The organism is bacterium (Candidatus Blackallbacteria) CG13_big_fil_rev_8_21_14_2_50_49_14 (assembly GCA_002783405.1).
Taxonomy (GTDB): domain Bacteria; phylum Cyanobacteriota; class Sericytochromatia; order UBA7694; family UBA7694.
Genome location: PFGG01000058.1, coordinates 1 through 15,363, shown reverse-complemented (window position 1 = coordinate 15,363; position 15,363 = coordinate 1). Strand labels below are relative to the sequence as shown.

The following is a 15,363-nucleotide window of genomic DNA, read 5'->3' as shown; positions in this document are numbered from 1 at the left end:
GATTAGCAGATCCCCCAACAGAGACGCAGCCCTGCTCAAAAAAAGCGAAAAAGGTTCTGATAAGATAAAGAAGGAGAAATAAGATGCATTCAGATACCCCTTGGCTCCATGATTTTGAAAACCTGTCCCGCGAACAGCAGCAAGCGGTTCAGGCCTATATTCATGCGCTGAGACAGCCCGTCAAACCACCCGCCCCTCAGCGCTCGCTTCACCAGGGAGATCTCTATTGGGCTGTGGTCGAAAAAGACAGCGAAACCCAAAGGGGCATACTGCATCCACAGCTCATTGTTCAGGACGATCTCCTGAATCAGAGTAGAATTGAAACCGTAGTGGTTTGCGCGCTCAGCACCCGACTCAAACGCGCAAATGAACCAGGCAATATTTTACTGGAAGCCCAGGAGGGCAATCTGCCCAAACAAAGCGTCATCGTGGTTTCACAGCTCTCAAGTATCCCCAAAACGCAGTTGGGTGACTATATTGGCACACTCTCCAAACAAAGAGTAGAACAGGTTTTTGCTGGGCTTCGTTTTCTGCAGCGGGCCTTTTTTCATGCTCCGCCAGAATCCAGTTCTGAATCTGGCGAGGTAGAATTCAATCAGGCTTCTGCTCCAGCAAGAGAAGCGCAAAAAAAGCGCTGCGAAGAGAGCGATTTTAGAGTCTGATCCCAAAGGGGGTTTTTCATGTCTGCTTTACCTGCTGTTTTGATTACAGGTGCCTCAACAGGCATCGGCGCGGCCTGTGCCTTGCATCTGGCAGACCGGGGCTATCGGGTCTATGCGGGTTACCGTGATCTGCCAGCCCAGAGCGAAGCAAGGATTCTGCCCGTACGTCTGGATGTCACCCAAACACAAGACTGGCAGGCCGTGGTCGAGAAAATAGCTTCTGAAAACCCTGAAAGCGGCCTTTTCGCTTTGGTCAACAATGCCGGTATCGGTTTGGGTGGGCCGATCGAATACCTACCGCTTGAAAAATTCAGACAACAGTTCGAAGTCAATTTTTTTGCGGTGATTCAGGGAATACAAATCTGTCTGCCCCTGCTGCGACAGGGCTCTCCCGGAAAAATTGTGAATATTTCTTCGGTCAACGGGCAAATCATTACGCCCTTTTTATCTCCCTATTGCAGTTCCAAATTCGCACTTGAAGCGTTAACTGAATCCCTGCGCCATGAACTGGCTCCCTGGAAAATTGACTGCAGCCTGATTCAGCCTGGCATGGTTCAAACCCCGATTTTCATTAAATCGCAACACCTGTTCAGCGAATTAAAAAACCAAATCCCTGAACAGGGTTTGAAAGATTATAGTGAAGTCTTTGCCGCCTTTGAAGACCTGCTGGGTAGAATCTCAGGCAAAGGAATTCCCCCCCTGGCCGTGGCCGAAACCCTGCTCAAAATACTCAATTCGCCCCATCCCCGTTTGCGCTATCCCGTAGGCAAAGACGCAAAGATCGGACTGTTTCTGCGCAAAGTTTTACCTGACACTCTCTTTGAAAGCCTGTTGCGGAAAATCAGCATCGCCCGCAGCCCGCGCTAAAACTCAAAGGCGTTGATAAACCCGCAATTCAAAATCAATCGGCGTTTCAAGCTGGGGCAATTGCATCAGTTTGTGTTTGTGTTCAAGAGGGGTATGAAAATAATAGGGGGTCATGGTCAAAAGCGGTAGAATATCCTCGCCCGCAACCGTGATCTGAGAACGCACTTCAAGCTGCTGCTCTAATTTAAATTCAGCAGCCCCCTCCAGCACTTCAAAATTGCCCTGGTGCAGAAACACTTCCTGGTAGATCTCAGCCATCAAGCCCTGCAAATGAATCGGGCCTGGCCCGACCATGAGAACGCGTCCACCGGCAGGAAGCAGACGCAAGGCTTCTGAAGCACTGAGCGGGGCAAAGATAGAAAGCAGGGTATCAAAACCGTTTTCAAAAAAAGGCAGGGCATAGCTGCTGGCCACAGCCAATTGGGCATTCAGCTTGCGTTTGGCGGCCTGCAAAACTGCGAATTTTGAGATATCTACACCCGCCAAATCAGTCTGAGGCCCCAATCCCGAACGCAAAGCCTGAAGATAATAGCCTTCGCCACAGCCCATATCCAGAATTTTTTGGGCTGACAGGGCCTGGAGTAAATCCACCACGGCCTCAGCCAGACTGCGGTAATAGCCCGCGTTTAGAAATTTCTGCCGGTTTTGAATCATTTCATCGCTGTCGCCGGGCTGTCGGCTGCGCTTGTTCTGGGCCAACAAGAGATTGAGATAGCCCTGCTTGGCAAGGTCAAAGGTATGCCGTTGCGGGCAAAAAAATGAACGCCCCTCTGGATTCAAGGGGGTATGGCAGACTGGGCACTTAAATTGAAATGGAAATTGCATGGTTCCAGTATGCCATTTCAGACTCAGAATCGGGCAAAACCGCTTCAATGAAAAGCACCGGATTCTTTGAGCTCACTCCCTGAATCAGGTTTTAAGCCAGAGTATCCGGCGCTTTCACAGACGAAAAACAGAAATTCACTTTACAGAAATTTGCTTTTCTCGGAAAATTTCCTTTCTTGCATGATCTTGATGCGAAAAAAAGAAGAAAAAAAGTGCTTATCTTGCCAGAATCATTCAATACCTGCCTGAGTGCGTAGTTTTCAGAATTTGGCCATTCTGTCGGTGCGCCCGTTATTTGTGCTTTTTGCACACCGTACCAGACACCCAAGTACAATACCCAAAACTTTTTACAAGAATATAACGCTCAGGTTAAGACAGGAATAATATCCAAAAAAAATCCAAAAAACCTTCAAAAAGATAGATTCACACATATTTTAAAGACTGGCCCAAAGATTGCGAAAATTCTGCTGGCAGCCTTCGGGGATTTCACGAAACTGAAGCTGAATACGCCCTGGGCGTGATAATCCCAAAACCAAACCCCCTTGCAGTTGATAAAGCGCTGCAATTTCAGAACAGCCGCGCAAAAAAACAGGATCGACCTGCCCCCCATCCAGAAAAGCAGCCTCTCGATCAATGCGAATCACAAAGGCTGGCTGCAGACGCAAAACCGTGAAAAACTCAGCCAAACGCTTGAGAAAACTATTGCCCAAAACGACAATTGCTCATTTCTTTCAGACAATTGTATTCAGCTTTTTTAGAAGTTTTTAATTCAGTCTGAAGCCCCTTCAGTGTTTTTTGTTCAGCAAGGCTCAAACCTGGAACAGCCATCAGCGCAGAGACCTCTTTTAAAACCTTGGCTTGGGGCTGGCAAAAGGAGCGGATTTGGGCAAAATCGCGAAAAAGGTCTTCGCGCACCCGTTTCAACTCCGCTTGAAAAAAAGGAGCTGTTTTTTGCTGGCGCTGGAGTTCTTTCAGAATCTCGAGATGCAGGCCTGTACCCAATTGGGTACAGCCCCCATAATCCCAGGTACGCATAAACCAATTGGGCCAGGGAGAAGCATGATCCCCTTGGGCTTTGATCAGCAATGACACCAATTGATCATCCGCAGGTTCAGGTGTTCGAGCTGCCAGTTTGGCGAAGGCTGTATAATCCAAGGCCATGATCAGAACCGTGCCCTCGGCCTGATAGGTTACTTTCATGCCCGGAACCAGGGGTTCCACCCAGCTGAAATCAGGCTGGGGCCCTTTTTGATTCCAGGATTCGTAGCGGGCTGAAAGGGGTTTGGAAAGCGTCTCTTCCATTTGACGGCCCTGTTTCAAAAGCGCATTCCATTGCGGTAGGGTATAGGCCGTTTTATAAGCTTTGCGATAGTTTTGAACAACCTGCATTTGGCTTGGGCCAATCATCGCGGCCAAGCGTTGCTCAGGAGTTTGTGCCTCTCCTCCCCAAGCAAAAGCCAAAGGTAGAATCAGACTCAAAATTTTCATAGCAGGTGCTCCTCAAAATTCCGTTAAAACTCACTATATCACGGGTTTTAAAGCACTGAAAAATCTAACCCGTTCAAGAAAAATAATCGGCAAAAGCAGGAAGCACATGCGCATATGCTAAGATTTTCTTGAGTTCAGCAAAAACAGCAAAGGAAATCAACGTGAAAATTCTGGTCTTTGGTGCAAGTGGAAGACTGGGTCAAAAGCTTGTTGCCTATGGTTTAGAGGCGGGCCACGAAATCAGCGCTTTTGTTCGCAAACCAGAGAAACTGAAACTTCAACATCCAGCGCTCAAGCTGATCCTGGGCGATGCAGAAGACCCTGAGACCATTGAAAACGCCATTCCCGGCCATGATCTGATTCTGTCTGCCTTGGGCGTCAGCCAAATGCCCCCCCCAATCACCCTGATGTCAGATGCAGTGCTGTTTATGCTTGAAGCCATGCAAAATGCAGGGGTGCCCAGAATTATCGCCGTAGGTGGAGCCGGTATTTTGCAGGAGACAGAAACCCAATTGAAAATGGAAAGCCCCAGTTTTCCTGCTTTTTTCAAACCTATTTCAGAAGACTATTTCCGCGTTTTTGAACTCTTGAAGAACAGTGATCGCGAATGGACAATGGTCTGCCCCCCTACCATGCCAGAACGCGTACGCACCGGAAACTACCGTACACTCGCAAATTATTTTCCAGAGGGCGGGCAACAAATTTTTGTCGAAGATGTTGCCGATTTTATCCTGGCCGAAATCACAAAGCGCGCCTTTATCAACCAGCGCGTCGGCATCGCCTATTGAGGCATGTAAGTAAGAAAGCGTTGTATAGCTTGAGAAAGTTCATTTGGTTCATTTCAGCCTGCATCTTAGCCCTCTGTTTTCCGGCCCAGGCCAAATATCTTCCCTGGCCTTATCCGCTTCAATTTGAGACCTTTACAGCCCTGCATCCTTCTTTACCCCAACTTTTGGGCATTCTGGGCCAAGAAGCGGTTTTGCTGGACTATACAAACAATCAAATCATCCAGCGTTTTCATGCTGAAGAAGGCCCAATCTCAGAAGCTCAGATTTCGCCCAATGGTCAGTGGGTAGCCGGCCTGTTGAAACCCAATCTGATCAAAATCTGGAATTTAAACTCAGGACAATTATTGGCACAAAACCAAGATCCCTTGGGAAATTTTCATCGGGTGGTGTGGGATGCTCAAAAGCCAACAGTCTATGCCTTTAATACACCCAACCATTTTCAAAAATCCAGAGATTATCTGATTCAGTGGAATTGGAAAACCAAGCAAAAATATACTCAGACCTTTGAGCCAGATAGCTATCAAATCCAAACCATGATTCAGAGTCAACCCTATCCAACCATCGTTCGGTATCGCTATCAAAATGAAGGTGTTCGGGTTTATCAATGGCAAAATCCAGGCAACAGCCTGAAACTTCTGAAAGAGCTTCCTGGCAGTTCACCTTTTAGCCCGTTCTTAATCAGCCAAGAAGGGATCAGTATCCATTCAGAAAATTTCTGCACGTCTTACCGCTTTAAAGATCAAAAACAGCAACGCATTTTAGCACCTTCCAAACTTCAAGATTATGCCTTTGGGGTTCAGTATGGCGGAGAAACAGATTCAGGGAATGTCTCTCCAGATCACCGTTGGTTGATTGCCCGTAGAGCCTATCATGACAGATATCTGGGCTTGATTCAGCTGAGTTCAGAAAAGCTCTTGGCAAAATGGCCTGAAGAGACACAATTGCTTTGGTTTTCGCCAGACAGTCAAAAAGTCATGCTGAAAATACCCCAAAAAGGATATGAACTCTGGCAATTGGCTGAAGGCAAACCCAAACGTCTGGGTCAGTGGCCCATGGCTCACTATTTTGCTCAGGCCACGCTTCGCTTTTCACCCAACAAACACTATTTAGGGGTATTGAGGGAAAGTGCCGATTTGAGGCCAAACAGTCGCCATGAGTTTTTGCTCGTAGATCTTCATACCCAGCGCCCTGTGGGTCAAGCCTTAAAAATAGAAACCGGTGATAATACAGGCGATACCCACGATCAACTGCTTTTTTGTTTTCAGTCAGACCAAAGTATTTGGATGGATCAGATCCTACAATTTTATGTTCCTGATCCCAATCCCGATGCCCACCCCAGTATCATGCTCGAAGAAAGGCGTGAAGTGTATAGCTGGAATCCTCTTACCCAGAAAAAACGTTCTTTTGCAGCGGGACAGTTAGACCAAATAGGAGGGTATTTTTTCGATACCGTGACCGCTGATTGCCGCTATTTGATGACCAAAGACTATACCTGGGAACTTCAGCCTGAAAGACGTCTAAAACCCTTTTTACAAGGGGAAGGATATTCACACCTGTCTCGGGATGGTCTACGGGTCTATACCCATTATCCCTATACAAGTACCTTTTATGTTCAAAACTTTCAATCAGGCCAAACACTGTATCAATTTGAGAAGGTTTCTCATTACCAGGAAATAGAAAATAAATTACTGCTTGAATTCAAAGACAAATCTCTCTGGATCGATGCCCCCAGCGGCAAAGTACTGGGAGAACACCCTCAGATTTTAAAAGAAAAAAAAGTTTTTTTTCAGACTCAGCATTATCTGCAAACTCCGCTTCAATTGGATTCGCCCGATTTAAAACATTCTGAAGGCTTTGCCTTTGCGGGTCAATTTTTTACAAAAGAAGGTCTCACTCTCTCAAGGGAAGGGGTTTTTCCTTATTTGAGCAAAACCCTGACTATCCCGGGTGTCTTCGCACCTCAGAATCCAATTGAAACCCTCTTTTTTGAGCATTTTGAAATTGTACCGCAAGGAACCAGCCCTCTGATCTGGGATCTCAACGCCAAACAATCTTTCAAAAGGCTGAAAGGAAGAGGCGCTTTTCCCCTACACTCCATGGCCCTGTCTCAGGATCGGCAACTATTGGCAACACTTGATCAGGCTGGATTGATACAGATTTACCTCACCCGGAATTGGCAGGCGATTGCTCAATTTTATCTTGCTGGGGGCCGCTAAACAAAAACCCGCATTGACTCAAGGCCAATGCGGGACGAGGAGGTGCAACACCTGCAAACGGAAATCCGTTTGCAGCGGGGTCAGGGTCAACCCGCCGGGGAAAGCGGGCCTGTTCTTAAAGATGGTTTTTCAGGTCTCAGAGTTCCCTAAAAATTACTTTTTTGTAAAAATATTTTCTAAAAAAAGAGAGCCTCCCCAATTTAAGCGGCAGCAGCCTCGCTCTCATTTTGAGTCGTTTTCTGGCGGCGACGGCCCCCCAACATCTGAAAGTTTTCAGCCTGAATATAGTAGCGTTGGCGACGATTGCCCTCAGGGGTTTCCCAATGATCCACACGCAAAGAGCCCGTCACACTGAGTAAATCGCCCTTGTGGACATAGTCCGAAAGAATTTCAGCCTGGCGGTCCCAAAACTTACAGTTGATCCAATCGGTAATCTCCTGCCCATCACTTGATTTCCCATGACGCGGAACCGCCAAGCGCAATTCAGCGACAGTGCTGCCATTGCTGAGGTGTTTCAACTCTTCTGCGATTGCATTCCCAACACGACCAATTACCACAATTTGATTATTTGAAGCCATTTTTAAATTCTCCTTGATATTTTAAAGCAATAATTATTAATTTTCACATGATTAGAAATCTTACCTTTATTTTTTACAAAATTCAATTCCGAATCACAATTACAATTTAACCTGTTTTTATTTTCATGACAAGATTAATTCGGCTATTTTTGCTTGTTTTTGCTTCTTTTTGTTAAAAAAGCGTTCGTTATCAAAGTGTTAAGTAGAGATACACACGGTATACTAGAAAGCAGGAGAATTCAGCCATGCACGCCCATTCAGATCACGCCCACCACGAACATGCAGACCCGGCCAGCACCCGCCTGGGAATTGTTTTTTGGTTGAACCTGAGCTTTGCCCTGATTGAAATTGCTGGGGGCCTGCTGCTGAACAGCATGGCGATTCTCGCCGATGCCCTGCATGATTTTGGTGACTGTCTGGCCTTGGGCCTGGCCTGGTATTTTCAAAAACTTTCAGGTAAAAAACGCGACCGGCTCTTTAGTTATGGTTACAAACGCTTTTCGCTCCTGGCCGCTGTGATCAATGGCTTGATTTTGGTGGGAGGCTCCCTGCTGATTCTGCGAGAAACCGTACCACGACTCTGGAGTGAACCCACAGCCTTAAACACACCGGGTATCGTGGGACTTGCCATTTTAGGCCTGAGCGTCAATGGCTTTGCCGTCTGGCGTTTACGGGGAGGCCATTCGGCCAATGAAAAAGTCATTCTCCTGCATCTGCTCGAAGATGTCTTGGGTTGGGCTGCCGTTTTAGGGGGGGGAGGCCTGATGTACCTGACCCATTGGTATTGGCTGGATCCCCTGCTGGCTATCCTGATCGCCTTCTGGATCAGCAGCAATGCCCTGCGCAGCCTATTCCACAATTTGGGCATCCTCCTGCAGATGATTCCCAGCAGCGTCGATCTTGACGAGTTAAGAGCTGCCTTGCTTGAACTGCCAGATATCTTTTCAGTCCATGATCTGCACAGTTGGTCTTTGGACGGAGAATACAATGTCTTAACCCTGCATGTGGTTCAGGCTCAAACCCTCTCTCCCAGTGAAAGTCTTCAGCTCAAACAAAAAATTCGGGCCTTGGCACGCACACATGGCATTGAACATCTCACCCTCGAATTTGAAACACAAAATGAAGCCTGTGAACTTGAAGATTGTTGAGTTTGAGAAAATTAATTTAAAATTCAGATCAACTTAACCACCTCTTAAACGTATGAGCGCAAGTTAAATCGATCTTCTCAGGATAACCTTTCTATCAAGCGTAGCGAGTTCTATACAAGAGGAGAGTCAATTATGAAACGGAGTCAAAAGTCAGCCCTCACCATTTGCCTGCTTCTGGCCGGTTTGAGTCTGACCGCCTGTGGTCGCCGGGCTCCCGGTGTGACCCCTGACGTTCCCGTCACCCAACCTCCCTCTGTAACAGACCCGCTGCCTCCGATTGATACCACCCCGATTTCTACCCCCCCGATTTCTGGGCCTACTGAACCCTATCCTGGCGTAGGTCAACCCACCCAAGCCCCCAATCCCAGCATTGCTCAATATGAAGTGGATCAGGATTCTTTGCTGAATCAGTGGCAAGCCCGTGGCATTGCTGTCAGCGGTGGCAGCATTTATATCGCCGCTGTCGATGCCAAAGGCCTCATGAAAAAAGGCACCGTCGTCAAAATGGATGCCTCCACAGGCAAAAATTGGAAAGACCTCGGCTCCAGCCTGCTGGGTCTGAGCCACAAACTCGACAGCACCCTGCAAGGAGTCACCCTCGCAGGCGGCAATCTCTTCGCTCTGGACGGCAACAAAGGTCTTTATTCTGTCAGCACCTCCGGTGGTCAAATCAAAGAATTAAAAGGGGCCGGCGGTATGGATATCGCAGGCACCAATAATGGTATCTTCGTAGCCGCCAATGGCATGCTCGAGCGCGGTGATATGAGCGGAAATTCACGGGCGCCTATGCAGGGCCTGATGGCTTCAGCTGGCCTTGGCGCCAATAGCCGTGGCGAAGTTTTCTTTATCTCAGGTCCCCGCGTGGCAGTGGTGGATATGACCGGTCGTCCCCGTGACGTCATCATGCAAGGCGTGGTCAACCCCATCGACGTAGCTGGCGATGGCCGCACAGGAGATATTTATGTACTGGAACAGGGCGGAATCAAACGCTTCAGCATGAATGGACAATTGCTCTCCAGCTTTGCCCACAATGCAACCCAACCCAGCAGCATTGCAATTGATGAATCTGGCAATGTCTACGTCGCCGATTTTGGCACCAGCAATAAAGACAGCAAAATTATTAAGTTTGGCCCTCCCGGTGGAGTAGGTACTCCTGGCGCTAACCCCGCCTATGGTGCAACTCCTGGCTACAATACCGGTTATGGTGCCACCCCTGGCTACGGCACCGGTTACAGTGACCCCTATGGAACAGGAGCTGGCTACGGTGCGGGTTATGGTTCCGGATATGGCACTACCCCTGGCTATGGCGCAGGCTATGGTACCACCCCTGGTTATGGAACCGGTTACAGTGACCCCTACGGAACAGGAGCTGGTTATGGTGCAGGTTCCGGATACGGTACCACCCCTGGCTATGGCGCAGGCTATGGCACCACCCCCGCTTACGGAAGCTATGCAGCACCGCAACGAAACGCTGGCTATGCTCCCGTCCCCCAAACAGCAGCGACCCAAGGTCGCCGCTACTAAACACAAGTTTCTTTTTTACTCTCTACGCTATCGGGCAGGAAAATTTCCTGCCTTTTTCTTTTTTTGGGCTCGCCAAGAGGCAAAACAAGCAATCCATTGTCACTTTGCTTGAAAAATATGAATTTCAGCCCTGATCCGCTAAAATGAGCTGAAAGATCAAAGAGTAGAGGAACCCTCCCCCATGCGCATTGTCTCCGTAGAAACCATGCAAGGCCTCGATCAACGTACGATCCAGGAATTGGGCCTGCCTTCGCTTGTTTTAATGGAAAGAGCAGCCCTGGGCGTACTGACCGCCCTGCGTGAACACTTCAGCCCCGCCCTTCAGCAGGTGCATATTCTGGTCGGCAGTGGCAACAACGGCGGCGATGGTCTGGCCCTGGCACGCATGTTGCAAGGCCAGGGAATACCCGTTGAAATCTGGATTCAGGAAGAAACCAGCAAACGCAGCCCTGATAATTTAAAACAACTTGAGATCGTGAAAAAACTGGGCTTACCCGTGCACCCTCTGGAAGCGAATCCCACTTGGCGAACCCAGCTTTCAGAAGCAACGCTGATCATTGACAGTATTTTTGGCGTGGGGCTGAGCCGCCCGATCAGCGGGATTTGGGCCGAGGTCATTCAATATCTGAATCAGGTTCCGCTCCCGATCGTTGCGATTGATATCCCCTCTGGGATTCATGGTGACAGCGGTGTGCCCCTGGGCGATCTGGCCCTAAGGGCTGAACTGACCGTGACCTGTGGACTGCCCAAATGGGGCCTGATGATGGATCCCGCCCTGGATTATACGGGCCAGTTGGAAATGGTCGATATTGGCATTCCCCCAGCCTACAGTGCCGCCGTACCGGGTGGACATCTGCTCGACCTGCCCTTGGCAGCCAGTCTGGCTCCCCCTCCCCGTCGCCGAAATTCCCACAAAGGCAGCTATGGCCGTTTGGTCATCGTGGCGGGTTCTCTGGGCATGAGCGGTGCAGCCGTGATTGCCACAGAAGCGGCTCTCAAAGCAGGGACTGGGTTGGTCTATACCTGTGTACCGGCCTCCATTCAGGCCCAGGTCGCGCAACAGGTGCCACAGGCCCTGGTGGTTCCTCTGCCCGACTCAGACGGGTTTCTCGGCCCAGAGTCTCTGGAACACCTGCGCACACTTTTGCTGCGGGCAGACGCGGCTTTGCTGGGCCCGGGTCTGGGATTTGCTCCGCAAACGACCGAATTGGTGCAGAAACTGCTCTGTGCCATGCCCTGCCCCCTGGTCTTGGATGCCGATGGGCTCAACCATTTTGCCCAAACCAGCCAGGACTTCCAAAGCCCCACCCTGATCACACCCCATGCTGGCGAATTGGGACGGCTTCTGCAGACCTCTACAGCCGAAATTCAAGCCAACCGTTTGCAAGCCCTGCATCAGGGTGCGAACCAATTCAACTGCACGCATATCCTCAAAGGGGCACGCTCTTTGATTGGCACCCCCGATGGGCGCTGCTGGGTCAATACCAGTGGCAACCCAGCCCTGGCACGTGGAGGCAGCGGAGATATTCTGGCAGGTCTGCTGGCTGGCCTTTTGGCCCAGGGCTACCCGCCAGAAGCAGCCGCTTTACTGGGGGTCTACTGGCATGGTTTGGCGGCGGATCTGGCAGTGACAGAATGGCCTGAAGCCTGCGTATCGATTCGGGAACTTCTGACCTGTTTACCCAAAGCGTTGGCGCGCTTGCAGCAAATTTAAAAACCTATTTGCGTCATCAGGAGAATTATTTTTTTTCATGGATACCCCTGAATTGAAAGCAATGTTCAGCATCCGCTTGTGAAAGGTGTGCTTGCAAAACCACAAAATGCCGTTACAATGTGTTTAATGGGGATTTTTCATATCTCAATCACACCCTGCTGAACTTTCTCCCGGGGGAGACCATACCCAGGCCGAGCAACGAAACAGGATAAGGAGTAACGCATGGTATCTCGCAAAGCAGCTTTATTGGGCGCATCATTGGCCTTTACACTGGCATTCGCCAGTTATACTCCAATGGCCCAAGCCTTTATTCCCACCAATGAAATGAGCGATCTCAGCCCAGAACATTGGGCCTATCAGGCCATTCAGGCCTTGACTGAAAAATATCTGATTCTCGAAGGGTATCCCGATAAAACCTTTCGGGGCAACCGCACCCTCACCCGTTATGAATTCGCGGCAGCACTTTACCGTGTGATGACCCGCATGGAAGAAATGATTGCCGCCGCAGGCGTCAACAAGGGCGGCCCCCCGATAGATATCGACCGCACAGACCTTGAAACCATTGCTGCTCTGCAAAAAGAATTCCGTGAAGAACTCAATTCTTTCAGGGGCCGTTTGAACCGCCTGGAAGAAAAAGTGAATTTAATGGATTCGGTAAAACTCAGTGGTGCTGTAGAAGTACGCTACCGTGACCGCATGGCTGTCACGGATTCAACCCTGAGTTCTTCTCCTCTGTTTAACAGCAACCCCGATAAAGAACAAGTCAATTCACCTGCCCGCAACTTTATCACCCGCCGCGATCGTTTCCCCTTCCGCGTGCGTACCTTTTTAAATCTTGATGCCAATGTCATGAAAGACCTGAGCTATTCAGGCCGTTTCATTGCAGATGAAGGTGGCTTTTTAGGCACCACCAGCGGCCAGCAGGCCGTCTTTATTGGCGGTCACTTTGGTGCAGAAGGCTTTATGGGTTCTCCCGTTTATGTCGACAAATCCTTCGTCAACCAAAAATTCAATCTCGGCGAGGGCGGTGACGCCCCCACCATGAATATCAAATTTGGTTTGTATAATTTCAGCGAAGCGATTAATCCTGGCACCAGCTTTAAAAACCACTTCAGTGGAGAAGCCTGGTTAGGGCACGGCTACGGCTTGGTCGGTTGGGGCGGAGATGAAATCTCCACCGTCAACCAAGGCCAACAGAGCAGTGCAACAGGTTATAACAATTCCGTCTCCCGTTTCTGGGTCGGTGATATCAACGCCAGCCGTGTGGATCCCAACTCCAAACGCTATAACCAAGCCTCTTCGCCTTCGGTCTCTGTTGACTTCAAATGGGGCCCCCTGGGTCTTTTCTTCGGTGCCAACAATGGTTCTTTCTATACCAGCCGTCTGGTCGCCTCTCAAGGCAACCTTTCAGGCATTGGCGCGGTTTCACGCGGGAATACCTTTGGCACCCTGATCAATGCCGATGCCCTGGTGGGCAACCTTGACCGCCTCAGCCGGATTCGTTCCAACGTGCTGGATTTACCTGCTGATATGAATGATGGCTATGGCGTGGTAGGTGTTGAACTCGATCTGGGCCGTCCGATTGGCAATGATACCTTCCCCGTCCGTCTGGGCATTCATGGCATGGACTATTGGAACGATGCGGCTTTCGCTCTGAGCGGAACCCGTAAAGAAGTTTCCGCCGTGGTGGATATCGGCACCAACGCCCTGGGCGCAACCGCTCAGATCAACTCCTCGTTTATCGGCTACGATATGGGGTCGGTGGGTGTATTCGCCAACAATATCGCAGGCAGTGGTGTGGATTTGGGGCTTGGCGGCAAGGTCGCCCTGCGCAGTCTCAGCAATTTTGCCAGCGAAAGCTTTGCTGCAGCCAATGCCGGCGCTTATGTCTCCTTACCAGATTTTGGCGGCAGCATTCCCAAGATTCTTTTCGCAGTGCGTCAATCCTTTGGTGATACCTTGGGTACTGAAAAAGGATACCAGGTGCTGAAAGATTCTGGTTTCACCGTTTCTGCTCCTTTCCGCAATATCATGGGCAGCCACCTCGATCTGGTCGTGGAATACAATGCTCTGATGGAAGGCGCATTTTTCTCAGGCCGCTTTATGGCACATGATTTGGCGGTGTATAGCCGTTATAATTTCTGATTACTGAGATTTTGAAAAAGGCTGTGTCAGGTTTCTGGCACGGCCTTTTGCTTTGTCTTTTTTTGGCAGGGCCAGCACAGGCCGCAGATCTTCATCTGAGTGCAGAGCAAGTTGAAACCGATCCTCACCTGAAACTGGTTTCCTTAAAAGGGCAGGCACGCGTTTTTGCAGGCGATTACCGAATTACAGGCCAAAATTTGATCTGGGATCAGGCCAGCCAAAGCCTGCTCGGTCAGGGAGAAATTGAAATCCATACCCCAGACTGGATTTTAAAAGCCGCTGAAATCAGCCTGGCCTTGAAAAGCAAAGCACTTCAAGCCCAAAACGGCAGCCTCAGCTATCACAAACTCAGATTGGATTTTGAGCAGGCCAGTATAAACCCTTTCAGTTGGGTTTTAAAACAGGTCAAAATCGAAGCCGAAGGCATTCCTGGCTATCTTGAGGCAGAAAGCCTGACCCTCTACCCTGAGAGCGCGGCCGACAATCTTCAGGCCCTAAACGTTCACTGGAATTTACTGCCGATCCCTTTGCCAAGTCTTCAATTCAGCATACCTGTCGGCCCTCCCCCGGCAGAATTGCCCTCAGAAATTCGCGCCCAAACAGGCTGGTTTTCTCCCAGTCTGAATCTGGTACAAGGGGGGCTGGCGATTGGCAGCAGTTCACGGCTTTACCAGGACAGCCAGCAACGGCTATACGCCCGTTTGGACTATCACCCCACCCAGGGCTGGCTGGGGGGGTTCAGCCACGAATGGCGGCAGTGGGGCATTCTCAACACTGAGATTCTGGGGCTGAGTCAAACCGAAAACCCTCTGCGCGGCCATCTGGAATGGCAGGGAGCGCTTGGTCCAGGCACCCTGCGCAGTGGCTTGCACTGGCAGGAATCTTCGCTGTTTCTCAACCGTTTGCTTTTGCCTCCCCTCAAAAACAGTCTTCAAACTCTAAACTGGCACAGTGACCATCTCTATCTCAGTGATTGGTTTCATTTCAGCGGCGTCAGACTGCGTTCACTCGCAGGCCTGCAGATCAGCTCAGAAAAATGGCTGGGCGCAGGCAGCCTTCAGGCCATCAGCCAGCCCTGGATCCCTCTCCCCCAACTGGGTTTTCAAGCCAGTGGCATGCTCAATCTGCTGGCAGGCAGTCAAAACCGTGATTTAAGTGCAGGATTGAGAGTTTTAGGTGAATGGACCCCACATGAATCTTTGATTCTGGGCGATTATCTTGAGCAGTATCTCAGCACTTTGCCGGGTGAAAGCTTTGCACAGACCTTCTGGCTGCAACCCCGCAATGGGCTTTACGCAATTTGGAAAATCACACCCGATCTGGCCTTGGGGGGCCGCATCGAATGGGTTTTACCGGCCCAGGAATTTTCAGGTCTTGAAGCCCTGCTCACGCTGCGTCAGGGTGTCTG

The 15,363-nt window shown here is 49.9% G+C and carries 13 protein-coding genes; 9 read left to right on the top strand and 4 right to left on the bottom strand.

Annotated elements, in window-relative coordinates:
* Positions 1-83 precede the first annotated feature (83 nt).
* Together COW20_14040 and COW20_14035 are read left to right on the top strand one after the other, a co-directional pair.
* Positions 84-662 carry a hypothetical protein gene (locus COW20_14040; protein ID PIW46962.1) on the top strand — a complete coding sequence of 193 codons (579 nt, stop codon included), beginning with the start codon at positions 84-86 and terminating at the stop codon, positions 660-662.
* A gap of 18 nt (positions 663-680) precedes the next feature.
* Positions 681-1,529 carry a short-chain dehydrogenase/reductase gene (locus tag COW20_14035; GenBank protein ID PIW46961.1) on the top strand — a complete coding sequence of 283 codons (849 nt, stop codon included), beginning with the start codon at positions 681-683 and terminating at the stop codon, positions 1,527-1,529.
* A gap of 3 nt (positions 1,530-1,532) precedes the next feature.
* Here COW20_14035 and rrmA read toward each other — a convergent pair whose 3' ends face one another.
* The 3 genes from rrmA to COW20_14020 all read right to left on the bottom strand — a co-directional run bounded on the left by rrmA (position 1,533) and on the right by COW20_14020 (position 3,842).
* The gene (gene rrmA, locus COW20_14030) at positions 1,533-2,354 is read right to left on the bottom strand and encodes a 23S rRNA (guanine(745)-N(1))-methyltransferase (protein ID PIW46960.1); all 822 of its coding nucleotides are present in this window, start codon (positions 2,352-2,354) and stop codon (positions 1,533-1,535) included.
* A 434-nt stretch (positions 2,355-2,788) separates the two neighbouring features.
* Positions 2,789-3,064: a hypothetical protein gene (locus COW20_14025; GenBank protein PIW46959.1), complete on the bottom strand. Its 276-nt coding sequence runs from the start codon at positions 3,062-3,064 to the stop codon at positions 2,789-2,791.
* Positions 3,054-3,842 carry a hypothetical protein gene (locus COW20_14020; protein PIW46958.1) on the bottom strand — a complete coding sequence of 263 codons (789 nt, stop codon included), beginning with the start codon at positions 3,840-3,842 and terminating at the stop codon, positions 3,054-3,056. Before COW20_14020 ends, COW20_14025 begins: the two co-directional genes overlap by 11 nt.
* A gap of 122 nt (positions 3,843-3,964) precedes the next feature.
* On the opposite strand from COW20_14020, the gene COW20_14015 reads away from it, so the two are divergent.
* On the top strand, positions 3,965-4,630 hold the full coding sequence (locus COW20_14015) for a hypothetical protein (GenBank protein PIW46957.1): 666 nt from the start codon (positions 3,965-3,967) through the stop codon (positions 4,628-4,630).
* A 29-nt stretch (positions 4,631-4,659) separates the two neighbouring features.
* Entirely contained in the window at positions 4,660-6,846 is a 2,187-nt protein-coding gene (locus COW20_14010; protein ID PIW46956.1) for a hypothetical protein, read from the top strand.
* Positions 6,847-7,046: 200 nt separating this feature from the next.
* Here the strand turns inward: COW20_14010 and COW20_14005 are convergent, their stop codons facing one another.
* On the bottom strand, positions 7,047-7,424 hold the full coding sequence (locus tag COW20_14005; GenBank protein PIW46955.1) for a hypothetical protein: 378 nt from the start codon (positions 7,422-7,424) through the stop codon (positions 7,047-7,049).
* Positions 7,425-7,669: 245 nt separating this feature from the next.
* Between COW20_14005 and COW20_14000 the strand changes: the two genes are divergently transcribed.
* The 5 genes from COW20_14000 to COW20_13980 form a co-directional block, all read left to right on the top strand.
* Positions 7,670-8,572, top strand: coding sequence for a cation transporter (locus COW20_14000; protein ID PIW46954.1), 903 nt, complete (start codon positions 7,670-7,672; stop codon positions 8,570-8,572).
* Between the two features lie 132 nt (positions 8,573-8,704).
* The gene (locus COW20_13995) at positions 8,705-10,096 is read left to right on the top strand and encodes a hypothetical protein (protein PIW46953.1); all 1,392 of its coding nucleotides are present in this window, start codon (positions 8,705-8,707) and stop codon (positions 10,094-10,096) included.
* Between the two features lie 181 nt (positions 10,097-10,277).
* The gene (locus COW20_13990; protein ID PIW46952.1) at positions 10,278-11,810 is read left to right on the top strand and encodes a bifunctional ADP-dependent NAD(P)H-hydrate dehydratase/NAD(P)H-hydrate epimerase; all 1,533 of its coding nucleotides are present in this window, start codon (positions 10,278-10,280) and stop codon (positions 11,808-11,810) included.
* A gap of 222 nt (positions 11,811-12,032) precedes the next feature.
* A complete protein-coding gene (locus COW20_13985; protein PIW46951.1) occupies positions 12,033-13,955 on the top strand; it encodes a hypothetical protein in 1,923 nt (640 codons plus the stop codon).
* A gap of 11 nt (positions 13,956-13,966) precedes the next feature.
* On the top strand, positions 13,967-15,363 hold a 1,397-nt coding region (locus COW20_13980; GenBank protein ID PIW46950.1), incomplete at its 3' end, for a hypothetical protein.

Bases quoted from the DNA above. Each gene is read 5' to 3' on its own strand.
- COW20_13990 (PIW46952.1), top strand. From the start codon at position 10,278: ATGCGCATTGTCTCCGTAGAAACCATGCAAGGCCTCGATCAACGTACG.
- COW20_14040 (PIW46962.1), top strand. From the start codon at position 84: ATGCATTCAGATACCCCTTGGCTCCATGATTTTGAAAACCTGTCCCGC.
- COW20_14035 (PIW46961.1), top strand. From the start codon at position 681: ATGTCTGCTTTACCTGCTGTTTTGATTACAGGTGCCTCAACAGGCATC.
- COW20_14005 (PIW46955.1), bottom strand. From the start codon at position 7,424: ATGGCTTCAAATAATCAAATTGTGGTAATTGGTCGTGTTGGGAATGCA.
- COW20_14020 (PIW46958.1), bottom strand. From the start codon at position 3,842: ATGAAAATTTTGAGTCTGATTCTACCTTTGGCTTTTGCTTGGGGAGGA.
- COW20_14000 (PIW46954.1), top strand. From the start codon at position 7,670: ATGCACGCCCATTCAGATCACGCCCACCACGAACATGCAGACCCGGCC.
- rrmA (PIW46960.1), bottom strand. From the start codon at position 2,354: ATGCAATTTCCATTTCAATTTAAGTGCCCAGTCTGCCATACCCCCTTG.
- COW20_13995 (PIW46953.1), top strand. From the start codon at position 8,705: ATGAAACGGAGTCAAAAGTCAGCCCTCACCATTTGCCTGCTTCTGGCC.
- COW20_13985 (PIW46951.1), top strand. From the start codon at position 12,033: ATGGTATCTCGCAAAGCAGCTTTATTGGGCGCATCATTGGCCTTTACA.